Here is a 25,836-nt window from a genome sequence, read left to right on the forward strand (position 1 = left end):
TTCGCAGCTTGAGACTCGTCTTTCCGACCTATTTTACCCTTTAAGCGCTCCTGCGGCAATTCCTTCGACGAAGTGTCTCTGCGCAAGGAAAAAGATGACAACCGCCGGCACAATGGACACGAGCGACATCGCGAGCAGTTGCCCCCACGGCACGGAACCTTGCGAGTCGATGAACAGCTTAAGCGCCAGGTTGATCGTATACTTGTCGACCGAGTTGACGTACAGCAATTGGCCGAAGAAGTCGTCCCAATTCCACAGGAAGCAGTAGATTCCCACCGTGACCAGCGCCGGCTTGATCAGCGGCAGCATGATGCGCCAGTAGATGCCCCACCACGAGCAGCCGTCGATCTTCGCCGATTCGTCGAGCTCCTTCGGAATCGAGCGAATGAATTGGACCATCAGGTAGATGAAGAACGGCCCTCCGATGCCCCCGGCCAGCAAGTGCGGAATGTAGAACGGCAAGTACGTGTTGACCCAATGCAGCTTGTTGAAGAGAACATATTGCGGCACAATCGTCACCTGCGTCGGCAGCATCAGCGTCACCAGCATGACTCCGAACCAGATATTGCGCAGCGGGAAGTCGAGGCGGGCGAACGCGAAGGCGACCAGGCTGCACGAGACGACGCTTGTGAACAGCACGCCGAGGATCAGCTCGAACGTGTTGATGTAGAAGTGCGTAAACGAATAGTTGGGAACGGCATGCCAGCCTTCGGTGAAGTTGCTCCAGTGCAGCGTCTTGGAGAACAGGGCCGCCGAGCTCATATCGGCATTGCTCTTAAGCGATGCCCCGAGCCACCAGAAGACGGGGTACATCATGATCAGACTGACGATCGACAGACCCGCGTGCGGGACGAGACGTTTGACGGCCATTAGCGTTTGCCTCCTTGCGATTCGTAGAAGACCCAGTAGCGGGAGGACCAGAACAGCAGCGCGGTGACGAGGCCGATCAGGACAAGCAGCACCCAGGCCAGCGCGGAAGCATAGCCCATCTGGTACTTCGTGAAGGCCGTCTCGTACAGGTACATGACGTACACATACGTCGAATGAACCGGTCCGCCGTTCGTGACGACGAACGCCTGCGTGAACATCTGGAACGAGTTGATCGTCGTCTGCACCATGTTGAAGAGAATGATCGGAGACAGCAGCGGCAGCGTGATGGTGAAGAACTGCCTGATCTTGCTCGCTCCGTCCACCGAGGAGGCTTCATACAGATCACGCGAGATCTGTTTAAGGCCGGCGAGGAAAATAATCATCGAGGAGCCGAATTGCCACACCATCATCAGGATCAGCGTATACAGCGAGTAGTGGGGATCGGCGATCCACGACTTCCCCGCAATCCCGAAGAACCCCAACACATCGTTGATGAAGCCGTTGCGTCCGAAAATGTTTTTCCACAGGATGGAGACCGCAATGCTTGTCCCGATCAGCGAAGGGAAGTACACCATCGTCCGATAGAAGCTGATTCCCTTGACGTTGCGATTGAGCATCATCGCGATAAGCAGCGCGAAGATGAGCCTGAGCGGAACGGTCAGCAGCACGAAGACGAATGTGATCTTCAGCGTCTTGGGGAACGTGTCGTCGCTCATGAAGATGCGGTGATAGTTGTCCCAGCCGACCCAATTGGGAGCGGCCAGGAGCGAATAATCGGTTAAGGAATAGTAGAAGGACATGCAGATCGGCCCCAACGTCAGGAGGAGGAAGCCGAGCAGCCACGGCGAGAGGAACAGATACCCCGCGATGGGCGATTCCCACCGTCTGGTCCGGATGTTGATCCGCTTGTCGGATAGCGCGGGGACCGATCGTGCCCGGTCGGCTGCGTTCGCGGCCGGTTTTGCCATATTGCCCACTCCCTGTCTCTATGCTGATGTTCCCAGTATACAAGCGCAGGAAGCGGGCGATAAGGAGAGCAATGAATGCATTTCTTTCAGTATCCAACAAAGAGATTCGGCTCTTCCTGCCGGAATCGTTCGCCAAGAGCGGCGGCCAGCTTGTCGTCGGAGAGCGGATTGCGGTGCGTGTTCTCCAGGTAAATGTGCTTCTCGGTCTCGGGCATAAGGTATTCCTTGTACCAGAGGAACATGTCCGGGCTGTCGCCGTGCATGCGCAACCAGCGCCGCAGCGTGTCCATGTGGTCGACCGTATTGGCGATGTTGGTCAGCCAGTCCGCGCGGTAGAAGTTCGCCCACCGGCCGTGCTCGGCCTCGCGCAGCGCCTGCTGCCCGTCTCCGTAATGCCCGAGCGCCTCGGACGCATGGACGAAGGCAAGCGCATAACGCGAATCCGCATAGGCTTCGAACGCGCGGCCCAGCGCGGCGAGGCCGCGGCAGCCGGACAGATGAAGCCGGACGGGCAGCAGCAGTTGGTCCTGCAGCCTGGCGCTCGCGGCCGCCGGGAGCCGTTCCGCCGCCGAGACGATCCGGCGCTCCAGCGCCTCCCAGGAGGCGATCGCCTCCTGGGCCAGGTTCGCGAACCGGCGAACCTGCTCCCGGAACGGGCGATCTCCGGCCGCCCACAGCAGCTTGGCGTTCGGCGTCGTCGACTGTCCCCGCAGCCAATGCCCGACGATCTCCCGCGCGGGATGATGATAGAACTCGTCTCCCGCGCGATCGTCGGGATGCGGGCCGTAAGCGATGGCGCTGTCGAAGTAACCGCGGAACAGCTCGGCGATCGCCTCCGGCTCTTCCTCGCCGCCGTCTCGTCTCCCGTCCTCAGCAAACATCCTCCTCGCGTATCGGTTCAGATGCTCGCCAACGTCCGCGCGACTCTCGTGCCACAGCTCCGCGACGAGATCGAGCGTGTATAGATGCGGGCGGATATTGCCGCAGTTGACAAGCACGTACTCGGATGCTCCCGCTTCGAACGCCGCCTCAAGCTCACCTGCGATCAGCTCCGGCGGGGACGGGAACAGCGTCAGATGATTGGACGCCTGCAGGTCGTGGAACGTTACGTGGTAGTATACGCCGTTCCTTCCCCTGTCCCCTCGCGGCGGCAGCGCCGGCACGCGCTCGTTCAGATTGCCGTGGCGGCGCGACACCATCTTGCCGTAGCCGTTGTCGGCCCAGATCTTGATGACGCCGTCCGGCACCTCGATATGGCCGGCCTTGTACAGCTCGGCAATCTCGCCGTACATCGCCATGCAGCAGACCGGCTCCGCCGCCTGCTCGCGGATCATGTCATGCTGCCGGCGAACCACATGGGAGATCATCGCGCCGCGGCTCTCCGGCGTATCGAAGGCCGGGTCGTTCTCCCAGAAGGGCTTGTCGCCCTGCCCGCGGAAGGACAGCACCCAGAGGACGCAGTCGTTCTTCTGCTTGTCGATCGCCTCCCGCCACAGCCTCTCGAACAGCTCGGGGAACTCCTTGTAGCTGGCGTTCTTGCCCGGGTAAGCGCGCAGGAACATCTCCGCTCCGAGCGGTTCGGCATGATGGTGCGTCAGGTACAGCCCCATCTCCGCCGCGAGCTCGGCATGGACGCCGGTCTTGGGCAGATCCGTGCCCGGAATGACCATATTGCCTCCGCAGCGCAGCAGCGCCTCGAACACCGGCTCCCACACTTCGCGTGTCGGCGGGTACTCCTCCTTCCAGCCGATCAGGCACACCTCGTCGTTCACGAACCAGCCGCGATAACGAACCTTCGGCCGGACCGAATCGAAGTCCGCCGCCGGCACCTCGATCCGCTCCCTTCGTTCCGGCGGTCGGTCCGCCCAGAACCAGAACGGATCGACGCCAAGCACCTCCCGGCTGTAGCGGAGCATGCCGTAGAGCAGCCCAAGCTCGTCCCGTGCGGCAATGTGCAGGCACATCCCTTGCGAGGAAGGGCAGAATCGCAGGACGAATGCCTCCGGCCACTCCGGGCACCGGTCTGCGGGCTCGGCAGCCCGGACGATAACGGTCGAGCTGCCTCGGGCAGCGGTCGAGTTGCTTAAGGCAATGGTCGGGCTTCTTCGGGCAACGACCAAGCTGCCTCGGGCAACGGCCGTGCCGCTCGTTGCGTACGGCTCCTCCGTGTGCGGCGCCTGGCCGAACACCGCCTCATGGTCCCGGACGATCATGTCCCACACATGGCGAATAGCCGGAGTCGCTTCGACCCGGCAGTCATATCCAGTATCTCGAGTAACGGCGAACCGTGCTCCGTTTAAGCTCATCATCCATCTCTCCTCGTATGCGGCGCTGTAGCCGGGATGCCGTTCCAATCCTTCTATTATAAGGTCGGCTTCTCCGCAGGATAGACGGGCAATGAACGAACTTCTTTCACATTCGCAAGCGAATGGGACCACAAATCCTCCCGCAACGAATAAACCTCGGCATAGCCGGGATACTACTTCAGGTCCTACAAAACAAGGAGGAGATCCCATGTACCAAAACCAAAGCCAAAACCAAAATCAATATCAATCCGGCAGCACGCTTCAGCAATGCGAACAAGCGATCCAGCAGCTGATTGCCCAAACGCAGCAAGCCAGCCAGAATTATCAAATGCTGCTGCAGCAGGAACAGCAGAACGCCCAACGTCTCCAGGAGTTGGCCCAACGGGAGCAGCACGCTTCGCAAATGATCCAGAATGCGCTTCATGGTCATCAGAACGCCGTTCAGCAATTGCAGCACGTCTCCCAACTGTGCAGGCAGATCGAGCAATCGGCTCACTCGGCCGCCCATCTGAACCAGATGAACCAGATAAACACGATCCAATCCCAATCCTACGGCCAGAACAACGCCGGCGGTTACCGGACGATGTAAGAATGTAAGCGGCCCAAGATAGGGCCCCGTGGAAAAACAGCCTGGGGATCGTCCCCAGGCTGTTGCTTGCGCGCGGCAGCCGCCTCGTTCTAACCCTTCGGGCAAGCTCCCCGCTACCTCCCCCGCCCAAAATCCCACTCCAACACTCTCCCCTAACTCACACTCTAACTTTCGTACTCCAAACTCAGTCGGCGGGACAATGTACAGATGAGGCGGTGAGGCGGGAGGTCGGCGGCCGATGAGTAGTGAGTAGTAATTAGTGGAGGTGGGAGCGGCGGAGGCAGCGGGAGCGATGGAATCGGCGGAGGCGACTGCTTCGGCGGGTTCACCGACTTTAGGAAACTCAATGAAACAAAAGCTCTGGAGTAGCGACAACGGAACTGGAAATCGGCAAAAGGCGGACAGAATCTGTTAAACTGAGGCTATCAACGGATCGTCAGGAGCGGCCCTCCTGCCCCGTAGGAGGTAGGCCCCATGCCACATACGATGAAGCAACGCTATGACCAGTTAAAGCCCTTCCTGAATGAGCATCAGCGAAGATTGTTTGTCGCAACCGAGGCGCTCGCTTACGGCCGCGGCGGCATTGCCTTCGTCGAACGAGAACTGGGCGTCTCCCATAAAGTCATTCAACAAGGCATACGGGAACTGGAACATCCGGAACAGATCGATGTGAACCGCATCCGCAAAGCCGGAGGGGGTCGCAAGCGGACGATCGATACGGACCCGACGCTGCTGAGGGATCTCCTAACCTTAATTGATCCCGTCACGCGGGGAGAACCGGATTCTCCGCTGCGTTGGACCTCCAAAAGCACCTTGAAGCTCGCGGCCGCTTTGAAAGAAATGGGGCATGCCACCAGCGAGCGGTGGGCGCAGTTGGAGCAGCTCATCCTCGCCCGGCCCGGAACCCGGTGCGCAATCGGCGTCAGCCGCCTGTCCGCCGACCCGACGCAGTTGAAGCCGCTCTACGAGGAGGCCGGAGATTGCCTGCGGGCGATGAAGTTCCAATATCGGATGCCCGTTCTGTTCGCGGAGGATGCGGCGGAGCTGAGCGCTGCGCCGGTACCGGACAGCGCGCTGCAGGCCGTTCTGCAGGTGGTCCGCAACCAGGAGCACGAGCTGATTCCGCGGGCGGTGGAACGCCTGCTGGCGGAGGCCGGCGCCCATCGCCTGGAGCAGGCGACGATCGGGCTGTCGCGGCTCGCCTCGGATCTCGCCAAGATCGCCGAATCCGGCGTGGCGGGCGGCCTGGCTAAGCATGCGGACTTTCTGGAGCATTACCAGCGAATCTGGGACATTCCCGGCTACGAGGAGCTTCGGGCGTGGCTGGAGCAACTGTGCCTGAAGGCGCACGAGAAGCTGCGAGCCTTGAACGCCGTGCAGACGCACGACGTGGCGGGCGAAGCGATCGCCTACATCCGCCAGCATTACGCCGATCCGTCGCTGTCCTTGAACGGTCTGGCCGACAAGCTGGCGATCAGCCCGCCTTATCTGAGCCGCATGATCACGGAGACGACCGGCAGCAGCTTCCCCGACTTCGTGAACCTGGTCCGACTCGAGTTCGCCCGCTCGCTGCTCGCCGAGGACCTCGACCTGGACATCCGCGCCGTCGCGGAGCGATCCGGCTACAGCAGCAGCACCTACTTCACGACCCTCTTCAAGAAGCGTTACGGCATGACTCCGACCAAGTGGCGCCTGAGCCGCATCGTGCAGCCGACCGACTCCGACGTGAAGCCCTGATCCTATTTGGATGCAGGGCTTCTCCTTTTACATCTTATAACAGCGCCGAGCCATATTCAGAGCCTGCCTTGGCATCCCTAAATTGTTCATAACGCTTCTCCCCTATCCACGACAGCTCAGCCATGGCCAACAACGGCTCACGAATTCCCAAGCTAACCTCAGCTTCTGTCTGCGCGGACGGGGTATCGCTCCAGATGGCGAAGGAGCATCCCTTTAATTGCCGGGGATAAGGACAGTCCAGCTCCTGCTTCAGCGCATCACCGGGTCTCGAGAATAATCCCGGATGCCATTGCTCATAGATGCTCTCTGCAGAAGGGTACTTGTATCCCGCATTTTCCCCTAATACGTAATAGAAGTAGCCATCATTATAATTCAGAACATCATGTCCCTTGTCCAATATCGTTTGAACGGTCGCCATATTGACGTGCCATCTTGTCCAATAGGCGATCTGGATGGACGGCTTTAAATGTACTCTCTGAACTTGGTTCGCCCGATATAATCCATCGTTCCAGGCACGCACGACAAATCCTCTGCTCTCCAGCAATTCTGCAATCTCATTCAGGTAATCAATATAAGTATCAATGCCGTCGCCATCGGCGATTCCCAACTCCTGGCGAGCGTAAGCGGCGAGCTGAGGATACGATTCGAAAGTGTCGAAGTCAATAAATTCATCGCCCCCAATGTGGAAGGACGTGCTATCCTCGAATAAATTCGCATATTCGCCAATTAAATCAACGATAAACGCTCTAGCCTCCGGATTGGATATATCCAAAGCCCCCTTCGCTGCATTGCCTTCCCGATCCCTCAACAGCCATTCTTCATGGGCTCGAAGCGCATACGCCAAATGACCGGGCGAATCCAGAGAGGGGATGATCGCAATGTCGTATTTCTTTGCCTCTTCCTTTATCTCCAGTATTTCCTTCATGGACAAATGCCTCTCCGATACGATTTCGGGATGACGCTCGCTAGCAAACGCAAACCCTTCGTTCTCGGAGAAGTGAAGCTGCAACGTATTGAGCCTTAAATACGACATTTCTTTAATCCGTTCTTTAATCCAATGACAAGTGAAGTATTTCCTCCCGATATCGATGTGCAACGCCCGCTCTTTGATGACCGGAGAATCAACGATGACCCCATGGGGAATCGGCTGTTGCTGACAGGTTCTCAGCAGAAGCCATCTTGCTCCGTATAGCAAACCTCTTGTGCCGGAAGCTTGTATGGTGACAACGTCGCCTACTTCAATCGTGTACTTCTCCGAATCCTCTCCCTCTTCCGACGCTCTCATCTCAATAACGATGTCTCCCGCCTCTGCCGACAAGAGGCTCCCATGCGTAATCGCCATGCTGCCCTCGTCAATAAGCTTCATCTCAAGCATCTCCGATTGCAGAAGCTCGAGGGTTTGATCCAATCGCTCGTTGTTGCTCGAACGATCATTGCTGATCACGATAAGACGGGAATTCGATTGCCATTCCCATATCGCTTCGCCTTTAAGCTGATAGGACTGTACGCTTGACACAGCATATTGTACTTCTCTCGCTTCATTCCCCATACGATTACTCCTCTTAAAGGATATCCTCTTCCAGCGCCTGAAGAATCAGTTGCGAGAAGAGACTGTTGGACCAGGCGAACCATTCCCGCGTGTAAACATGCGGATCGTCGGCCAGGAACCCTTCGTGCATATAGCCCGTATCGGCATCGGTTGCTTCCAGCATGGCGATCATCGCCAGCTTCTCTTCATTGCAGCTTGCCGTCAATCCCTGCATGGACAGGGCCATGTGCCAAATATAGCCCGGCGGAGTATGAGGACTTCCGATGCCTTGGGCTGCCTTCCCTTCGAAGTGGAAGGGATTCTCCTTGCTAAGGGCAAAGCGTCGCGTGTTCTGATAGATAGGATCATCGCTTCCCGTATAGCCCAGGTAGGGAATGGATAGCAGCCCCGGCGTTCCGGCATCATCCATCAGGCAATAATTGCCGTAACCATCCGTCTCATAAGCATAAATAGGCCCGAATTGCGGATGGCGATAGATTCCGTATAGCTTAATCCCTCTCTCTACCTCCAACTCCAGCTGCCGCAGCTCCTCACGGAAGCTCAGATCACGGTAAACCTCTGTGGCAATCTCCTGCATCTGGCGAAGCGTCACGACAGCGAACATATTCCCCGGGATGTTGTAATGGAACTCGCACGCATCGTCACTGGAACGGAACCCCGACCAGATCATACCGGTATAATTCACAGGCATTCCCAACCCGTTATTGCCCAAGGTGTCCTCTTGAACGCCATTGTGGCGAGCGAATCGATAGGGAGATTGTTCGGCATGACGCTGCTCGCGCTTGAACAACTCGACAATGACTCGCATTGCTCTGCGGAAGTCTCCGGTGAAGATATCCGTCGTCTGCGTTGCCTGCCAATACGAATAAACCAAGCGGATAACGAAACAGAGAGAATCGATCTCGAACTTGCGCTCCCATACCCAAGGGGACATGTCGGTCTCATCGCTAGGATCCCAATGCCACTCATTGGCTGACTCATTAAACGCATTCGCGTAAGGATCAATCAGGACATATTCTGTATGTCGCTTGATCAAGCCGCTGATAATGCGTTGCAGATCAGAGTCTCCCTTGGCATAAGGAATATAGTGAATAACCTGCTCCACGGAATCCCGCAGCCAACTGGCGGGAATATCTCCGGTGATGACGAACGTCGTTCCGTCCGCCAGAAGCTTTGTCGTTGTCTCTAGCGTATTGGGGAAGCAGTTGCGGAACAGACGTTGAAGCTTCGGCCGATGGGCCAGTCGCTTGTCCGCATCGGCGAGCGCCGCTTGAATTGAAGAAGGCAGGTCAAGCGGCGGCATATCGATCTGTGGCAAGTAACGCGCTTCCATATTGAACTTTCTCCTTTGCATAACAAGATTAGCCTATGTGAATGAACGTAATGGAGACAAGAAGAAGGCGAGATCTCGTAAGAATTCTCGCCCCTCCTGTCCATCTTCATTTATTTGTAACGAGGGCAATGTCTCAGTGGACGGAAGCAGCCAGACATTCCGTGTCCAAGGCTCGCAATTGTCTTGCCAGTTCAGCCGCTTCATCGGATGGCAGGTCAAGCTGAGGCAGACGCATAAAGCCCGCATCAACTCCCCGATAACGCAAGGCTGCCTTGAAGTAAGCCATATTGCTGCCGTTGCGCAGCGTCTCGCAATATTTCACCGCAATGCGCTGCCACTGTCTGGCCAACGCGATATCTCCGGACCGGTACGCTTCATACACGGCTACGAAAGGCTCCGGAAATACACAGGACACACCGGAAACGACTCCATCGCAACCCATGGCGAGAGAAGCCAGGAACAAGCGGTCCGTCCCTTGTACAACCGAGAAGTTGCCCTCTCTGACTGCCAGGTATTCGCTTGTACGCAGCATGTCCGGAAGACTGTACTTGATTCCTGCTACATTAGCATACCGCTTCGCCAACGACTCGGCCGTCGCCATTGTCAGATCATTGGCGGAGCATTGCGGAATGTTATACAGGTAAACCGGGAAGTCCTGCGGCACGCTATCCATAATTCGGGAATAATAGAACTCCTGTTCAAGAGCGTTCGCGCCTAGAAAGATCGGTGTGACCGCTCCGATTCCATCCGCTCCGATGTCCGCCGCATGACGGGAAAGCTCCACCGCATCTTCAAGCTTTACGGCTCCCGTATGGATATATACCGTCACCCGTCCAGCCGCGCGCCTGACGACCGTCTCGGCTACCGCTTTGCGCTCCTCCGTGGATAATTTGACCATCTCCCCGGTCGTTCCGAGAGGATAGAGACAATGCACTCCTCTCTCGATCAAATAATCGGTCAGCCGCTCTACTCTCTCTAGGCTGACTTTGCCTTGCTCGTCAAAGGGAGTAACCATTGCTGTCGTTACCCCATGCAGTAGTTTAGCTGCCATCGGTTCTCCCACTCCTATTCTCGACAATTCTGCCTGCTGACTAAACGCTAATTGTAGGGGTCCGAAGCCATGCATAATTGAAGCGATAATGCAACTTGCTCGAGATTAAATGAATAATTCCGTCAGGTGCCTGGATGGCCTGGATATACCCGGCCGGCTCGGCATGGGAAGCGTCTGCCGTGAACCATTCGGTATTGCCGCCTCCATCATACTCTCTTGACTCGGCTCCCGGAGTCAACAGCTTGTGATTCGTCCAGCTTAAGCCGTCATCCTCGGAGATCGCGGCGAACATTCCGAATCCCTTGCGGCATACCCCGGCCTGATCGATGATGTCAACACCATTCACGAATTCAGCATCCGGTGTCCCCCACTTGTCCGTAAAGCCGACAAACAAAAGCGGACCTTCTGCCAGTCGAATCAATACAGGCCGTTGCCGCCAGTTGAAGCCCCTTCCCAACGATGGCTCGCGTCGGTAAATCCAGGATTCGCCTTCATCGTCGCTAATGCTGATTGGCACTCCAACTCCGGGGATAGCTTCGTGCTCTGCGTTCCAATTATCGCGACCGACCGCCAACCATCTTCCGTCATGAAGCTCAACGATTCCCGGATGTTGACCGACAATCTTGCCTTCCGGCTGTCTCCACGTCCGGCCGCCGTCTTTGCTGACAATGATGCGTCCCCACATCGGTTGATCGAAGTTAAAGTCGCTTGTGACAACCAGACGACCCGTCCGCGTCTTCATGACAACATGAGGATTCCACATCGATCTCTTGTCGCTGATGATGCGCGGATAGGACCATGTCGCTCCGCTGTCCTGGCTAGTGCGCATAAACAGAATTTGATTCCCTTGCTTAGGGAAGCTGCCCGTCCCTTGAAAATGATACATTCGCCCATCCTCGGGATCCGTCCATACGGAAGCGGAATGATCATTGCGATCCGCCGCGGCGTAAAACAAGGATGCCTGCTCCCACTCCGAGGCTCCCCGCCGCAGTCTTGATGCCGCAATATTCAGTTGACTGCCTTCCTCTCCGGTGTAACCCGCTCCGGGATCGGTGAACCAAACGGCGAGCAAGTCGCCGTTCGGGCACCAGGTGATGGACGGGAAATGGTTGTGGCTGGCAAACACAGGACCTTGCGCATCATTTGGAATGCGAACGAAGTCGACAGGCGGAATAAACACAGGCGAATCCTCAGACGTCTTTTCCCACGATGCCTTGCTTTGATCGACGTTAAGCTCATGCAACTCCAGCGGCTGATCCTTCTGATGGGTAGCAGGAGGCTTACCCGAGGCAATGCGGAATCCCAGCTTCGGATATCTCGCCGCAGGCAAGAAGCTCATCCGATTCGTTCGGGTGCGCGATGAAGCATGCTGCCAATTGGAAGCTCCTCGCGTCACTTTCGTGATGCCGCTTCGGTATCCTCCTGGGTCCGTCTGCTCGAAGGGCAGATAGGGACCATACCAATCCAGACACCATTCCTCTACACTGCTCTCACCATTCCTGGGAGAAACAAGAGCCTCACCACTCTCTTCATCGCGCAGCGCCGCATACTCCCACTCCGCTTCCGTCGGCAACCGATACGTAATTCCCGAGCTTCGGCTCAGCCATTCGCAGAATGCAACCGCATCGTACCAGGTGACTCCAACCGCAGGGTCGTTATCGCCCAGATGTCCTTCGTACTCCGGATATTCCGCTAAATTCTCCTCAGACCAACGCAATATTTTGCGCAACTCATCCCGCAAGCCTGGTTTAAACCTCTCGAATTGAGCAAAGGTAATAGGGTTCTCGGACAACCGAAAAACGGAGGATATCGTGACAATATGGGCAGGTCTTTCGTCATACTTGCCTTGAGAATGGCCCCGGGCAAACTTGCCCGGCGCCAATTCTCTCATTGTAATTCCTAATTCGGTCAACAACTCCGATTCAACCTCCCATTAGCCTTATTTGCTTTCCTGGAAGCGCTTCTCGGCTTCGTTGGCAATCTGCTCCATTCTTGAGCCGCCCTTGTCCATGATTTCCTTGGCAAATTGCTCGAACTCGGACAGATCCTTTGCTCCGCTGACAAACTTGTTTAATTGAACGAGAGAGTAGTCGTTGATCGCCTGACGAATTTCTTTAAGCTCCGCGCCTTCCTCTTGAGTAAACGGAGGCAGTTGCGGAATCGAGATGATCGCCGGATCGTCTTTATACATGTTGTGAATATAAAGCGGACTGATACTGCCTTCATCTGTTGTTTTGAATTGATCTGCTGCGGACGATTTCCATACTGGTGTGAAGAACAGTTCGCCTATGCCGATATCCGATTGGATCGTATAGAAGGGATTCTCTACATTTGAGTATTTATCCACGATCTCTTGCTTCCATTGCGGCTGTCCTGCGCTATCCAACTCGTAGTGCACGCCTTCCTCGCCATAATTGAGCGCAAGCATGCCTTCCTCGCTGTAGAGCCAGTTCAAGAATTTAACGGCCAGCTCGGGATCGGAGACTCTCTTGTTAACTCCCCAGCGGTTAAAGTAATGGTCCGGTTGCTTATAGTTCTTACGTTCGCCTTCATCATTGGCCAAGATCGGCAACGGCTCGAACTTCGCATTCGGCTGAATTTGCTTCAATGGTTGCGTTACGCGATCGATAAATACGGGATTGTCATAGAAGAACAAGTACTTCCCGCTGGACAGTCCTTCAAGCCAGGCCTGGGTATCGACCAACAGATATTCATTATCAAGGATCTTGTTCTCGTACATTTTATTGTAAAGCTCCAGCGCTTTCTTGTAGGAAGTCTGCGCGCGGCCAAGCTCCCAATTGCCATCTGCATTCGGGTATAGATCGTAGTGAGCGCCAAGACTGCGCAGCGGGCTCAATGTGTCGACTAGCAGCCGATTGTCTCCCCGTGCGCCGTACGGAATGGAATCCGGATAGGCGTCACGAAGCTTGAGCAGCACTTCGTACAGTTCGTCCCATGTTGTCGGGGTTTCCAGCCCTTGCTCTTCCAGCAAGTCCGTCCGAATAATAGGCAAGGTTCCCTTTTCGTAGTTCTCATCTGCCCTGATCATCGGAAGCGTATAAATGTCGTCCATAATCATGGTCCGATCCAGGTTTTCGACGGTGTCATAATACTTTTGAAGCTCCGGCGCGTTCTCTTTAATCAATTCCCGCATCGGCAGCAATGCTCCGGTATCGTATATGTCCATCGGTTCGCCCCACAGCAGGAAGAAGTCGGGCAACTCGCCGCTAACCAGCAACGTGTTCATTTTGGTCGCATAATCGGCGCCAGGTATAATAACGGGCTTGAGCTTAATCCCCGTTTTCTCGTAAATGACCTTTAAAGACGGAGAGTCGGCATTGATTGGCTGCAACGAATTTTCGCTCATTGCGATAGTGAATTCAACGTCTTTGTCTGTCAGCCTGCCGCTCGTATCCCCCTCATTCGAAGCTTCCGTTGCGGAGCTCGACGGAGATGAACTGCTATTGTTAGAGCCTTGCGAACAACCGCTGACTACAAGCGTGACTGCAAGCACTGCAATTAACCAAGAAAACGCTGTTTTTGACTTTCTCATGGATGTGCCCCCCGTATCCCGAAATAGTATGAACTGTTCCCCGCTGTTGCCAATTGAGCGACTAATACGAACCTAACAGCTTATCCTTTGACGGACCCAACCATCACCCCCTTCTCGAAGTATCGGATAATGAACGGATAGAGAGCGATGACCGGTGCGGCAGCAGCCAATATAATGGCATATTTTATGGATTTCTCCGCTGCTGCGGATGCTCCGGTAGCCCCAATGGCCATACCGATATCAGAGGTCTGCCCTTCAATAACAATATTGCGAACGAATAGCTGTATCGGATAGTTCGCCTTCTCCGTCAGGAACATAAGAGGCCCCATGAAGGCATTCCATTGCGAGACGGCGTAAAACAATATCAAGGTTGCGACGATAGGCTTGGAGAGCGGAAGAATGATTCTTGCGAACACATACAGATCGTTCGCTCCATCGATGTGCGCCGCTTCCGTCAATGCGAACGGAATCGATTGGAAAAAGGAGCGCATGATGATCATGTTGAACACGCTAATCGCTCCGGGCAGCACAACCGCAGCAATCGAATTAATCAAGCCGAGGTTCGAAACGAGAAGAAATAACGGAATTAAACCGCCGCTGAAAAACATCGTAAACACAATCAGTTTCATGAACAGGTTTTTCCCGTAAAGATCGTTGCGCGAAAGCGGGTAGGCGCACAAGGAGGTCATGATGATATTAAGCGTCGTCCCGACTACCATGTAAACGAAGGAGTTAACGAACCCATTCAAGATTAAGGGGTCTTTGAACACTGCCGCATAGGCTTTAAAAGACGGGTTGATGGGGAGCCACTTCACCTGATTCGTCATAACCGAAACATTATCGCTTATGGAAACGATCAGCATGTAGTAGAATGGATAGAAAATAGCAATCGTTATTCCGAGCAGCACCATGATATTAATGATCTCGAATGTCTTCTCCGACCAGCTTCTACGTATGCCCACTGTCGTCCCCCCTTTACCAAAGGCTCGAGTTGCCAAATTTGCGTGCCAATTGATTGGCTGCCACCAGGAACATGAGATTTACAATCGAATTGAATAAGCCGACCGCTGTTGCGAAGCTGTACTGGAAGCCTTCAAGTCCCTTGCGGAAGACGTATGTCGATATCACGTCTGCCGTTTCGTAAATTGATGGATTCTGCAGCAAGAGCACCTTCTCGAACGAAACATCCAGTATCGATCCAATATTCATAATGAACATAATAACAATCGTAGGGGTTATTGCAGGAAGGACTACATAACGCATCTGCTGAAGACGATTTGCACCGTCAATGACGGCCGCTTCCGTCTCCTCCGGATTCACACCGGACAATGCAGCCAAATAAATGATGGAGCTCCAGCCGATCGTCTGCCAGATCTCGCTCGCAACGAAGACGGTTCGGAACCATTCCGCATGAAGCAGGAAGGAGATCGGTTCGGCGCCAAACAGTCCCGTAATCTGATTGATCAGTCCGTCTTCCTTGGTAAAGGTTACGACCATCGAAACAACAACCACCATCGAAATAAAATGCGGCAAGTAGCTGATCGATTGTACGGTCTTCTTATACCACTTCTGTCGGATCTCGTTGACAAGCAATGCAAACAGAATGGGAGCCGGGAACCCAAATATGAGCATATACAGACCAAGCACTATCGTGTTCTTAACCAACGTCCAGAAGTTCGGGTCCGACAGAAATCGCTTGAAGTACTTTAAGCCAACCCAATCGCTTCCCATTATTCCGTCATACACTTTAAAATCCTTGAATGCAATTACAACGCCGTACATCGGGCCGTACTTAAACAGCGCAAAATAGACAACGGGGAGCGCCAGCATCAAGTACAAATACTTCCCTCGGATAATGTTTCTGCGCGCTTGCATCCATCGACTGCTCTCCATCATCCTCGAACCCTCCGTTGATTCAAAATATCGCTTGCGTCAATCCCTTCGGGCCGCAGAGCCACAGCTCTGCCTAACGGCCAAATGATAGTCGAACTGTCGTGAATACGGCGGAGTTAATTTATGATCCATCAAATCAACGATCATCCTGAAGCATGCTGCGGCCATATCCTCAACCGGCAAATGCATCGTTGTTAGCGAGGGAATTGAAAAGCGAGACGCTTGCTCGTTGTCATGTCCGACAACTTCGATATCGTCAGGAATGGAAATCCCGATCTCGTTGAATGCATAAAGTCCGCCGATGGCCATCTGATCGCTAAGGAAGAATATGGCGGTCGGGCGTTCCGGGCAATTCGCCATGGACTGCGATGCCAAATACCCGCCTTCTTCCGTATATTGATTATGAACAATGCGATATTCGGGCAACTCCATGCCATATTCTGTGCAGCCATCCATAAAGCCCTTTGCCCTGGAATGAATCGCATGAGAAGAAACGGTTGGGATGACAGCCCCCACTTTGCGATGTCCTCTCGCTGCAAACAATTTGGCGACCTCTTTGCCAGCCTTATAATGATCGATATTGACGCTGCAATATTTGTCGGAATCGCGCAAGTAAAGCACGGTAGGCACACTAATGTCAGCGCTTGCCAGATAAGCCTCATCTTCAAAAGTAGCATTGGCAATAATCGCTCCGTTAAATCTTGTGCCTGTCAGCAAGCTGGTCTCATCGCATATTCTTGACCCCACATATGGTTGGATAAGCAACTCATATTTATATCCGCATTCGCTTAATGAATGCTGAATGGACGTTAGAAAACGATTAATAAGCTGAGTCCGAGCATCAATTGTCCAGAATAATGCGATAATAGGCTTGACCGTTTCTCCATTCGTCCGCAATCGCTTGGCAGAGATATTCGGCTTATAATCAAGTTCTTGCACTACCTTCAGCACCTTTGCTTGAGTAGCCTCAGAAATACGAAATTCCTTTGCCTTGCCGTTAAGTATGATCGAGACCGTGCTGCTCGAAACATTCGCCAGTTCTGCAATTTCTTTAATGCTAGCGATATTCATGCCCCCCCGTCATTTGGTCTATTAGTCCGACAAAATATGATGGTTTGCTAAAACGTTAAGCTAAAACGTTATAGCAATGTTATTGAGTCGATCCTATCATATTCCTCATTATTCTGCAACGTTTAAAAAGTGCATTAAGCCCGACTTGCGTCCATAATCTCGCATTTATTTATTTTTAAGCGATTTCATTTTTTTGAAGCCCGTGCGATTGCGGAATTTTTAAGCGATTTCATTTTCTTATGATGGCGCTTACATGGCGACCGGCTCTATGCTTATCTCGTACAGCGCTCCCCGACGCGCCCCGCAATCCGGACGTCTGCAAGCGCCATCATTATTGTACGAACATCATCAGTCGGAACATCATCAGTCGTATGAAGGAGTGAATCCCGATGTCGGAAGAAGCCTTGCGGCGATCCGGAACGACCCGTTTGCGGAAGCGTCTCCGGGAACTGCGCAATGACGGCTCGCTCTTCTTGCTCGCGTTGCCGGGCGTGATCGCACTTGTTCTGTTCGCGTATCTGCCCATGAGCGGCCTCATCCTCGTGTTCAAGAACTACAATTACAACGGCGGCATCTTCGGAAGCCCGTGGGCAGGCTTCGACAACTTCGACTTCTTCTTCTCGAGCATGGACAGCGCCATCCGGGCGACGCGCAATACGGTCATGCTGAACGTGCTCTACATGCTGAGCGGCACCTTCTTCTCCGTCGCGATCGCCATCGGCCTGAACGAGCTGAGAAGCAAGTCGTTCATCAAAGTGACGCAGAGCGTCATGTTCTTCCCTCACTTCATCTCCTGGATCGTCATCGGCGCCATCCTGTTCTCCTTCCTCGACTACGAGAAGGGAATCGTCAACCGCCTGCTCGAGGCGGTCGGCATGCAGCCGGTCGACTGGTATTCGCATCCTTGGCTCTTCGTCATCATTCTGGTTCTGTCCCACATCTGGAAAAGCGCGGGCTACGGCGCGATTATCTACTATGCGGTGCTGCAGGGGATCGATACGTCGTATTACGAGGCGGCGCGGATCGACGGGGCTTCGAGGTGGCAGTTGATTACCAAGATCACCGTTCCCATGCTGATTCCTTCTATTATATTGCTCACGCTTCTCGGAATCGGAGGCATGCTCAAGGGCGACCTCAGCATGATCATGGGCGTTACGTTCCTGAATCCGCTGCTGCTGCCGACGACCGATATCATCGACGTGTATGTGTACCGAACGGCGATTCGTTCCGGCGAATTCGGCTTCGCCTCGGCGATCACCCTTTATCAGTCCCTGTTCGGGTTCGTCCTCGTGCTGGTCGCCAACAAGCTGGCGGGCTGGTACGACAAGGAAAGCAAACTTTTCTAGGTGGTGTAGGTCATGCCTTACAAAGAGAACCGGGCGCTTCTCGTCAGCTTCTACGTCGCCATCGGTCTGTTCTCGCTAATCTGCCTCGTTCCCTTCGTGCTCGCCGTCTCGGGCTCGCTCTCGACCGAGGCGAAGATCGCGGCGGACGGCTATTCGCTGCTGCCCCGAGGCTTCACGCTCGATACGTACCGATTCATGTTCAGCTCGAAGACGGAGCAGATTGTGCGCGGCTATGCGAATTCCGTCATGGTAACCGTTCTCGGAACGGCGTGCTCCGTGCTGGTTACGACCGCTTACGCTTACGTTATCACCGCGAAGGGCTTCCGCTACCGCAACTTCTTCGCGTTCCTGGCCTACTTCACGATGCTGTTCAGCGGCGGCACGCTGCCCTGGTACATTCTCAGCACGAAGTATTATCACCTGGACGATACGCTGGCAGGCCTCTTCATTCCGTACCTGCTGAACGTCTTCCTCATGTACCTGCAGGCGAACTACTTCCGAAGCATCCCGCACGAGGTGGTCGAATCCGCTCAGATGGACGGCGCGGGGCACATCAAAATTTTTTTCCGGATTATGCTTCCGCTCGGCCAGGTCGGTCTCGTGACGATCTCGCTGTTCTACGCGCTGCAGTTCTGGAACGACTTCTATCTGCCGCTGATGCTCGTCACCGACGAGAAGCTGTTTACGATTCAATACATGATGTACTACATGATGGCCAACATCCAATTCCTCGCTTCGGGGAATGCGGCCCGAATCGGCGGAGCCATTGTCGCTCCTCCGCTCGAGACCGCCAAGCTCGCCATGACCTGTCTGACGGTGCTGCCGATCGCGGTTCTGTACCCGTTCCTGCAGCGCTATTTCGTCAGAGGCATCATCGTCGGCTCCGTCAAGGGATAGCCGATTGCCAAGCCCGGTTGCGCGTGGCATGATACAATCACCCGAGAATCGGATGAGCGGTCGCATGCCGTTGCACAATAAATAACTATTATGCATTGGGGGAACTCGAATGGTTAAGACAAAATGTTGGGCGACTCTGCTTCCCGCAACTCTGCTTCTTCTGGCCGCCTGCAGCAACGGCAATACGAATGAACCGTCCGGCAGCGCAAGCAATGCCGCCTCGCCGTCCGGCACGGCGAGCGCTTCGGCGAACGACGGCGGAAGCTCCGCTTCCGGCCTGGCGCCCGCGAAGCTGACCATCGTCCTCTACGGCGACGAATCCGACCGAATGAAGGAACTGACCAAGTCGAAGTTCCAAGACATCGTGAAGCAGGAGATCAACGCCGAGCTGGAGTTCCAGTTCCTCCCGTGGAGCGAATACGGCGGAGGCAAGACCGACCTGATGCTGTCGACGGGCGAAGACTTCGCGGCGTATACCGACTCCAACTACATGGCCAAGTCGGTCGCCAAGGGGCTCTATGCCGATCTGACGCCTTATATGGATGGCGCAGCCGCAGCGGACATGAAGAAGACGGTCGACGACAACTCCTTCAAGGCGTTCCAGCTCAGCGGCAAGCAGTATGCCGTTCCGGTCGGCAACAAGCCGAACTCGGCCGAATTCTACAGCGTGCTCGTTCGCCAGGATCTGCTTGAGGAGGTCGGCATGAGCAGCGTCTCGTCCCTCGCCGAGCTGGAGCAGTTCTACGAGAAGGTGCACGCCGCCCATCCGGAGCTGATCGGCTATGCCGGCACCGACGCAAGAAGAATGCTGATGTACGAATATACCGACAAGAACCTGTATTGGCTGAACGACTTCCTGGCCATCGACGAATCGGCCCAGGACGACAAAATCATCAGTTGGTTCGAGACCGACGAGTTCAAGGCGTACGCCGGCATCATGCGGGAATGGTACGAGAAGGGCATCGTTCCGAAGTATGCGGCCACCAACCAGCCTCAACTGACGTCGGACTGGAACTCGGGCAAGGCGATGTTCTGGGCGGGCACGGCCGCACGGCCGTTCGAAGGCGCGGCCGCCATCTCGCAGGCGGTTCCGACGGCCAAGCTGGTCAACTACTTCCTGAACCGCGACCTGCCGAAGATCAGCCGCGGCACGTACAGCACGGCCTGGTTCGTCTCGGCCAACGCCGCCGATCCGGAGAGATACGTCATGTTCTTCAACCTGCTTCAGAAGAACCAGGAATTGTACGATCTGTTCGCCTACGGCATCGAAGGCGAGGACTACACGCTCGACGCGAACGGACGCATGACGCGAACCGCGACCGACGAGCTGATCCCGGACTGGCTGATGATGAACAAGAACTTTATGCGCTTCGACACATCCGTTCCCGACGACTTCATCGCCACCTATAAGGCCTGGGACGATGACGCAATCATCTCCAAGGCGGCCGGCTTCACCTTCGACAACTCGCCGGTCAAGAACGAGGAGACGAAGATCAACGGCGTTTTCTCCGAATTCCTCACGCCGGTCTCCAGCGGCTTCGTCGACTTCGACAAGAACTACCCGAAGGCGATGGAGAAGCTGAAGGCGGCCGGCTTCGACAAGTACATGGCCGAATACCAGAAGCAATTCTCCGAATGGTACGCAAGCCAGAGCCATTCGCAATAAGCCGGGATGTTGGCGGTAAGCCGGAGGCGTTGACGGTAAGTAAGAGGCATGGACGGTAAGAGGCATGGACGGTAAGCAAGGACATTCGCAGTAAGCTCCAGGCGAGGCAGCCGCGGTTCCGCCGCTGCTTCGCTTCTTTGCTCCGCTCCCGTTCGGGCTTTCATCTCTGTAAATGTATATTGCAACCGCTTACTTATCCAATAATTTCAAGGGGGTCATGCTTCATGATACGTCGACTTACGTTATTCTCATTGCTCGCCGCGCTCCTGCTGGTTACCGCCTGCAGCTCGCAGTCGAACGAAGGAGGCAACGCCGGCTCGAATGCCGCACCCGCTCCTTCTTCCGAGGCGAGCGGGAACGCTTCGGAGACTCCGGCCGGAACGTCCGGCGCAGACTTCTCGGAGCCGGTCACGTTGAAGCTCTTGTTCTACACGGGGCAGTCCCAGCGACTGGCCGAGATTGCGGGCAAGGAACTGAAGGAGCTCGTAAAAAAAGAAATCAATGCCCAGCTTGACCTCACCTATCTTCCATGGTCGGAGTACGGCGGAGGCAAGACGGATCTGATGCTCTCCTCCGGCGAGGAATTCGCCGCCTACACGGACATCAATTACTTGTCCAAGTCCGTCTCCAAAGGCTTGTACGCCGACTTGACGCCCTATGTGGACGACTATGCGCCCGATCTGAAGAGCAATGTCGCCGCCGCTTCGTTCGACGCCTTCAAGATGAACGGCAAGCAGTATGCGATCCCGGTCGGCAACCGGGCCAGCTCCGCGGCGTTCTACAGCGTTATGGTTCGCCAGGACCTGCTGGAAGAGGTCGGAATGTCCTCGGTCGGCTCGCTCGCGGAGCTGGAGGAGTATTACGACAAGGTGCACGCCAAGCATCCGGACATGATCGGCTTCGCTTCCGCGGATGCGACCTACATGCTGATGTACGAGTACACGGACATGAACCTGAACTGGATCAACAACTTTATCGCCGTGAACGAAGCCGCCGAGGACGACAAGCTGATCAGTTGGTACGAATCGCCGGAGTTCAAAGCTTACGCGAGCCTGATGAACGGCTGGTACAAGAAGGGCATCATTCCGAAGTACGCCGCAACCAATCAGCCTCAGCTTCTGTCCGACTGGAACGTGGGCAAGGCGATGTTCTACCCGGGAACGGCGACTCGCCCCATCGAAGGCATCGCTTCTATCACCCAGGCGGTCCCGACGGCCAAGCTTCAGAATTATTTTCTGAACAAGAACGACCGTCCGAAGATCAGCCGCGGCACCTACAACACCGCCTACTTCGTGTCGGCGAACGCCAAGCATCCCGAGCGGTACGTCGCCTTCTTCAATCTGCTGCAGAAGAACCAGGAGCTGTATGACTTCTTCACATACGGCATCAAGGACAAGGACTACACAATTGACGAGAAAGGAAGAATTGCGAATCTGACGAGCGACCTGTTCTTCGACGACTGGATGATGATGAACGACAAGTTCATGCGATTCGAGACGAACGTGTCCGACGACTTCATCGAGGAATACAAGCATTGGGACGACGACGCCATCCTGTCGAAGACGGCCGGCTTCAACTTCGACAACACCAAGGTCAAGAACGAGGAGGCCAAGCTGAACGGGGTATACACGGAATTCGTCGCGCCGATCTCCAGCGGCTTCGTCGATTACGACACATACTTCCCGAAGACCCTCGAGAAGCTGAAGGCCGCAGGCCTCGACGCCTACATCGCGGAGTACCAGCGGCAATTCTCGGAGTGGTCCGCCGGCAGGCCGCAATCGTAATCTCTAATCTTCGCCCCGATTCGTTCGATTGGGCGCACAACGAGAAGGCCCGCTGCCGCGGTCACCCCGGCGGCGGGCCTTCTCTCGATTGCACGATTTTATGCGGTTTTTCACATTCGTTCGCCTGAATTTGCGATGATTAGAGGCGTTTTATGCGATTTTTCGCATATATAGGGACAGTTCGGGTCACAACGGCCCCCATGAATGTGGTTTTTCGCATAAAATCATCCAACTGCCCCGTTATCGCGCTGCACCAATGCGGTTTTTCACATAAATTCGCGTCGCTCCACCGCCCTCAGCGGCCACAGCCGGAGGCCTCGCATCGCTTGCGGAGCCTCCGGCTTCTCGTTTACCGAACGGGCTTGTTCGGGCCTTATTCGACTCTTGCTCCGTTAGTGCCCGCTCCTCACCCGCGCCCCATTATCGCGGATTATCGAGGCCGAAGCTCGTAGGTCTCGCCCTTCCGCGTCTGCAGCTCCAGCACGCCGGCTTCGCGCTGCTCGACGAAGACGGGCACCGTGCCGTCCTGCCGCACAACACGCAGAGGAGCATCCGCCCTCAGCCGGAGCAGCGAGCCGCAGGTCGATTGAACCGTGGCGCATTCGAGCCGTCCTTCGCTCCATTCCAGGTCGACCCGGAAGCCCCCTCGCGCGCGCAGCCCCTCGATGCGGCCGCTCGGCCACGAATCGGGCAGCGCCGGCAGCAGGCGGACTTCGTCGAGATGGCTCTGGAGCAGCATCTCGGCAATGCCGGCGACCGCTCCGAAGTTGCCGTCGATCTGGAACGGCGGATGATTGTCGAGCAGATTCGGCAGCGTGGACTGCTCGAGCAGCGCCAGCGTATGTGCGTAAGCCTGATTGCCGTTCAGCAGCCGGGCCCAGAAGTTGATGATCCATGCCCGGCTCCAGCCGGTATGGCCGCCTCCGCCCGCGAGCCTCCGCCTCAGCGAGACTTCCGCGGCCTTGGCCAGCTCCGGCGTCTTGTCGGGGCTGATCGTCGTGCCCGGATGCAAGCCGAACAGATGCGAGATGTGGCGGTGGCCGGGGTCCTTCTCCTCGTAGTCCTCCAGCCATTCCTGCAATTGACCGTGCAGGCCGATCTTCATCTCCGGCAGCCGGGACATAATCCGTTCCCACTCCCCGCGGTCCTCTTCGTCCACACCGAGAATTCGTGCGGCCTCAAGGCAAGCGCCGAACAGCTCGCCCACAATCTGCGTATCCATCGCGGGGCCGTAGCACAGCGTGCCGGTCTCTCCGTTCGGCAGCCGGTAATGATTCTCCGGCGACACCGAAGGATTCGTCACCAGATAACCCTCCGGACTCTCGACGAGGAAGTCCTGGAAGAACAATGCCGCTTCCTTCATAGTATCGTACGCCCGTCTCAGGAACCGCTCCTCCGGATGGAATCGGTAGTGCTCCCACATATGCAAGGCGAGCCAGGCGCCTCCCATGACCCACTGCGTGGCGGGGCCGTAGATATCCTGCGGAGCCGTATCGGCCCACAGGTCCGTATTGTGGTGGGCCGCGAACCCGCGGCAGCCGTACATGGACCGGGCCGTCACGCGTCCGTTCTCCCGCATCCGTTCGATGAGCTCGAAGAGCGGCTCATGGCAATCCTCTAGGCTGCAAGATTCGGCGGGCCAGTAGTTCATCTGCGTGTTGATGTTGATCGTATACTTGCTGTCCCACGGCGGTGTCATCGAGTCGTTCCAGATGCCCTGCAAGTTGGCCGGAAGCGACCCCGGCCGACTGCAGGCGATGAGCAGATAGCGGCCAAAGTGGAAAAACAACGTGATCAGCCCGTCATCCCGCTCCCCCTGCCGAACCCGCTCCAGCCGCTTCGCCGCGGACAATCCGGCCCGCGCCCGCTCCCGCTCCTCGACGCCGAGCTCCAGCCTTGTTCTCCGGAACAAGGGCGCATAATCCTCGACATGCCTCCTTCTCAACTCCTCGCAGGAACAAGCCGCCGCGCTCGCGAGCAGCTCGAAGCAATGCCGATCCGGGTCCGCATGGCGGAACGTCCCGGCGACGGCGAGAAGCAGCGTCGCTTCATCCGCCCCTTCAACGAAGAGATGCTCGCCGACGATGCGCACCCGTCCTCCGGAGGCAACCGCCTTCACCGCCGCCGTATACGCAAGCCCGTCCCGGCCGCCGCAGTCGTTGCTCATCGCAACGGTATCCGTTCCGTGCCGGAACGAACGGTCCATATACCTCCCTTTGTTCCGCTCGAAGCGCGCGTTAAACGACAAGGAGCCGGGGCGATCGGCCCGAAGGCGGACAACCATCACCTGATCCGGGTAGCTGCAGAACACCTCGCGCCGATAGGCCACGCCGCCGATCTCGTAGACCGTCGACGCGATGGCCGTCTCCAGGTCCAGCTCCCGGCGATAGCCCGTCGTCTCTCCCGCGGGATGATCGAACCGGAGCAGCAGATTGCCCGCAGTCAAGTAATGCCTCTCGCTCCGGGGCGTCGCGGAGAGAGCCGCTTCCGCCAGCCGGTGCGCCTCCTTCAGCTTGCCTTCGAACACAAGCCGCCGCACTTCGGGAAGATTGTCCAGAGCGTCGGGGTTGTTGCGGTTCCGATAGCCTCCGTACCAGATCGAGTCTTCGTTAAACTGCACGGTCTCCTCGCCGACACCCCCGAATATCATCCCGCCGAGCCGTCCGTTCCCCACGGGCAGCGCCTCATTCCAATCATGCGCCGGCTCGTCATATCGCATCAGCGTCTCCGACAATCGGATCATGCTCTGATCTCCCTCTTCCTGAGAATGTCATCCGGACCTTAAAGATCCTGCAAGCACCCTCATTATAGTAAAGAAACCAGTCAATTTCTCACTTCCCACTGCCCATTCCAGCCGAAAATTACACTATTATGTTCTTCCCAACAAACTACCGGAACGCTCGCCCAACAAAAATAAGGCTATCTTCCCCCTGCAACTATAATGGCCCATGCGCCCGAACAAAGCTATCGAGCTTGCTTGAGGCCGAATTCAGTTGGAAGGGGACCGATTGCAACACTCCTTCGTTGACGGTTGCCTCTTGCATCGGACGATCTATGATTTTATACGATTTTTCACATTCATCGCTCGGGATTCGGGCGAATCAAGGGGTTTTATGCTATTTTTAACATATATACGAATGTTCCGGGCCGGAACAGGCCCAACGAATATGCTTTTTCACATAAAATCGCCCGAGTGGGCCGGTATCGAGCAGCGCCAATGTGA

At 55.8% G+C, this 25,836-nt stretch carries 18 protein-coding genes; 6 read left to right on the forward strand and 12 right to left on the reverse strand.

The genetic code is table 11. The features are described from left to right. Positions 1 to 33: 33 nt before the first annotated feature. From E6C55_RS15535 to E6C55_RS15545, 3 genes are all read right to left on the reverse strand, one after another. The gene (locus E6C55_RS15535) at positions 34 to 870 is read right to left on the reverse strand and encodes a carbohydrate ABC transporter permease (protein WP_136370725.1); all 837 of its coding nucleotides are present in this window, start codon (positions 868 to 870) and stop codon (positions 34 to 36) included. Further along, the gene (locus E6C55_RS15540) at positions 870 to 1,838 is read right to left on the reverse strand and encodes a carbohydrate ABC transporter permease (RefSeq protein WP_136370726.1); all 969 of its coding nucleotides are present in this window, start codon (positions 1,836 to 1,838) and stop codon (positions 870 to 872) included. Before E6C55_RS15540 ends, E6C55_RS15535 begins: the two co-directional genes overlap by 1 nt. Before the next feature lie 86 nt (positions 1,839 to 1,924). Continuing rightward, positions 1,925 to 4,144 (reverse strand): glycosyl hydrolase 115 family protein, encoded by a 2,220-nt coding sequence (locus E6C55_RS15545; RefSeq protein WP_407923737.1) that lies wholly within the window; start codon positions 4,142 to 4,144, stop codon positions 1,925 to 1,927. Between the two features lie 208 nt (positions 4,145 to 4,352). Between E6C55_RS15545 and E6C55_RS15550 the strand changes: the two genes are divergently transcribed. Both E6C55_RS15550 and E6C55_RS15555 read left to right on the forward strand, forming a co-directional pair. Further along, positions 4,353 to 4,733 carry a hypothetical protein gene (locus tag E6C55_RS15550; RefSeq protein WP_136370727.1) on the forward strand — a complete coding sequence of 127 codons (381 nt, stop codon included), beginning with the start codon at positions 4,353 to 4,355 and terminating at the stop codon, positions 4,731 to 4,733. A gap of 474 nt (positions 4,734 to 5,207) precedes the next feature. Further along, positions 5,208 to 6,470, forward strand: a complete 1,263-nt coding sequence (locus E6C55_RS15555) for a helix-turn-helix domain-containing protein (RefSeq protein ID WP_136370728.1) — start codon at positions 5,208 to 5,210, stop codon at positions 6,468 to 6,470. A 34-nt stretch (positions 6,471 to 6,504) separates the two neighbouring features. Here the strand turns inward: E6C55_RS15555 and E6C55_RS15560 are convergent, their stop codons facing one another. The 8 genes from E6C55_RS15560 to E6C55_RS15595 form a co-directional block, all read right to left on the reverse strand. Then, positions 6,505 to 8,019 (reverse strand): beta-N-acetylhexosaminidase, encoded by a 1,515-nt coding sequence (locus E6C55_RS15560; protein WP_136370729.1) that lies wholly within the window; start codon positions 8,017 to 8,019, stop codon positions 6,505 to 6,507. 13 nt (positions 8,020 to 8,032) lie between these two features. Then, entirely contained in the window at positions 8,033 to 9,352 is a 1,320-nt protein-coding gene (locus tag E6C55_RS15565) for a glycoside hydrolase family 125 protein (RefSeq protein ID WP_136370730.1), read from the reverse strand. A gap of 133 nt (positions 9,353 to 9,485) precedes the next feature. Continuing rightward, positions 9,486 to 10,403 carry a dihydrodipicolinate synthase family protein gene (locus tag E6C55_RS15570; RefSeq protein ID WP_136370731.1) on the reverse strand — a complete coding sequence of 306 codons (918 nt, stop codon included), beginning with the start codon at positions 10,401 to 10,403 and terminating at the stop codon, positions 9,486 to 9,488. A gap of 40 nt (positions 10,404 to 10,443) precedes the next feature. Then, positions 10,444 to 12,318: an SUMF1/EgtB/PvdO family nonheme iron enzyme gene (locus tag E6C55_RS15575; RefSeq protein WP_136370732.1), complete on the reverse strand. Its 1,875-nt coding sequence runs from the start codon at positions 12,316 to 12,318 to the stop codon at positions 10,444 to 10,446. Between the two features lie 24 nt (positions 12,319 to 12,342). Beyond that, positions 12,343 to 13,956, reverse strand: a complete 1,614-nt coding sequence (locus tag E6C55_RS15580; RefSeq protein WP_136370733.1) for an extracellular solute-binding protein — start codon at positions 13,954 to 13,956, stop codon at positions 12,343 to 12,345. Between the two features lie 80 nt (positions 13,957 to 14,036). Continuing rightward, complete coding sequence (locus E6C55_RS15585) at positions 14,037 to 14,918, reverse strand: carbohydrate ABC transporter permease (protein ID WP_230986703.1); 882 nt, start codon at positions 14,916 to 14,918, stop codon at positions 14,037 to 14,039. Positions 14,919 to 14,931: 13 nt separating this feature from the next. Then, positions 14,932 to 15,852 (reverse strand): ABC transporter permease, encoded by a 921-nt coding sequence (locus E6C55_RS15590; protein ID WP_136370734.1) that lies wholly within the window; start codon positions 15,850 to 15,852, stop codon positions 14,932 to 14,934. Between the two features lie 36 nt (positions 15,853 to 15,888). Next, positions 15,889 to 16,920: a LacI family DNA-binding transcriptional regulator gene (locus E6C55_RS15595; RefSeq protein WP_230986704.1), complete on the reverse strand. Its 1,032-nt coding sequence runs from the start codon at positions 16,918 to 16,920 to the stop codon at positions 15,889 to 15,891. A 389-nt stretch (positions 16,921 to 17,309) separates the two neighbouring features. Between E6C55_RS15595 and E6C55_RS15600 the strand changes: the two genes are divergently transcribed. The 4 genes from E6C55_RS15600 to E6C55_RS15615 all read left to right on the forward strand — a co-directional run bounded on the left by E6C55_RS15600 (position 17,310) and on the right by E6C55_RS15615 (position 22,613). Next, the gene (locus tag E6C55_RS15600; RefSeq protein WP_136370735.1) at positions 17,310 to 18,266 is read left to right on the forward strand and encodes an ABC transporter permease; all 957 of its coding nucleotides are present in this window, start codon (positions 17,310 to 17,312) and stop codon (positions 18,264 to 18,266) included. Positions 18,267 to 18,278: 12 nt separating this feature from the next. Further along, positions 18,279 to 19,163, forward strand: coding sequence for a carbohydrate ABC transporter permease (locus tag E6C55_RS15605; RefSeq protein ID WP_136370736.1), 885 nt, complete (start codon positions 18,279 to 18,281; stop codon positions 19,161 to 19,163). A gap of 109 nt (positions 19,164 to 19,272) precedes the next feature. After that, positions 19,273 to 20,829, forward strand: coding sequence for an ABC transporter substrate-binding protein (locus E6C55_RS15610; protein WP_136370737.1), 1,557 nt, complete (start codon positions 19,273 to 19,275; stop codon positions 20,827 to 20,829). 224 nt (positions 20,830 to 21,053) lie between these two features. Beyond that, positions 21,054 to 22,613, forward strand: coding sequence for a DUF3502 domain-containing protein (locus E6C55_RS15615; protein WP_136370738.1), 1,560 nt, complete (start codon positions 21,054 to 21,056; stop codon positions 22,611 to 22,613). 430 nt (positions 22,614 to 23,043) lie between these two features. Here E6C55_RS15615 and E6C55_RS15620 read toward each other — a convergent pair whose 3' ends face one another. Continuing rightward, the gene (locus E6C55_RS15620; RefSeq protein WP_136370739.1) at positions 23,044 to 25,356 is read right to left on the reverse strand and encodes a glycoside hydrolase family 95 protein; all 2,313 of its coding nucleotides are present in this window, start codon (positions 25,354 to 25,356) and stop codon (positions 23,044 to 23,046) included. Positions 25,357 to 25,836 lie beyond the last annotated feature (480 nt).

The organism is Cohnella fermenti, assembly GCF_004801405.1.
In the GTDB taxonomy this organism is placed as follows: domain Bacteria; phylum Bacillota; class Bacilli; order Paenibacillales; family Paenibacillaceae; genus Cohnella; species Cohnella fermenti.

Excerpts from the sequence above, each read along its gene's own strand:
- E6C55_RS15565 (WP_136370730.1), bottom strand. The coding sequence starts at position 9,352 with ATGGAAGCGCGTTACTTGCCACAGATCGATATGCCGCCGCTTGACCTG.
- E6C55_RS15590 (WP_136370734.1), bottom strand. The coding sequence starts at position 15,852 with ATGATGGAGAGCAGTCGATGGATGCAAGCGCGCAGAAACATTATCCGA.
- E6C55_RS15555 (WP_136370728.1), top strand. The coding sequence starts at position 5,208 with ATGCCACATACGATGAAGCAACGCTATGACCAGTTAAAGCCCTTCCTG.
- E6C55_RS15570 (WP_136370731.1), bottom strand. The coding sequence starts at position 10,403 with ATGGCAGCTAAACTACTGCATGGGGTAACGACAGCAATGGTTACTCCC.
- E6C55_RS15540 (WP_136370726.1), bottom strand. The coding sequence starts at position 1,838 with ATGGCAAAACCGGCCGCGAACGCAGCCGACCGGGCACGATCGGTCCCC.
- E6C55_RS15600 (WP_136370735.1), top strand. The coding sequence starts at position 17,310 with ATGTCGGAAGAAGCCTTGCGGCGATCCGGAACGACCCGTTTGCGGAAG.
- E6C55_RS15595 (WP_230986704.1), bottom strand. The coding sequence starts at position 16,920 with ATGAATATCGCTAGCATTAAAGAAATTGCAGAACTGGCGAATGTTTCG.
- E6C55_RS15545 (WP_407923737.1), bottom strand. The coding sequence starts at position 4,144 with ATGAGCTTAAACGGAGCACGGTTCGCCGTTACTCGAGATACTGGATAT.
- E6C55_RS15535 (WP_136370725.1), bottom strand. The coding sequence starts at position 870 with ATGGCCGTCAAACGTCTCGTCCCGCACGCGGGTCTGTCGATCGTCAGT.
- E6C55_RS15550 (WP_136370727.1), top strand. The coding sequence starts at position 4,353 with ATGTACCAAAACCAAAGCCAAAACCAAAATCAATATCAATCCGGCAGC.
- E6C55_RS15620 (WP_136370739.1), bottom strand. The coding sequence starts at position 25,356 with ATGATCCGATTGTCGGAGACGCTGATGCGATATGACGAGCCGGCGCAT.
- E6C55_RS15615 (WP_136370738.1), top strand. The coding sequence starts at position 21,054 with ATGATACGTCGACTTACGTTATTCTCATTGCTCGCCGCGCTCCTGCTG.
- E6C55_RS15605 (WP_136370736.1), top strand. The coding sequence starts at position 18,279 with ATGCCTTACAAAGAGAACCGGGCGCTTCTCGTCAGCTTCTACGTCGCC.
- E6C55_RS15610 (WP_136370737.1), top strand. The coding sequence starts at position 19,273 with ATGGTTAAGACAAAATGTTGGGCGACTCTGCTTCCCGCAACTCTGCTT.
- E6C55_RS15560 (WP_136370729.1), bottom strand. The coding sequence starts at position 8,019 with ATGGGGAATGAAGCGAGAGAAGTACAATATGCTGTGTCAAGCGTACAG.
- E6C55_RS15580 (WP_136370733.1), bottom strand. The coding sequence starts at position 13,956 with ATGAGAAAGTCAAAAACAGCGTTTTCTTGGTTAATTGCAGTGCTTGCA.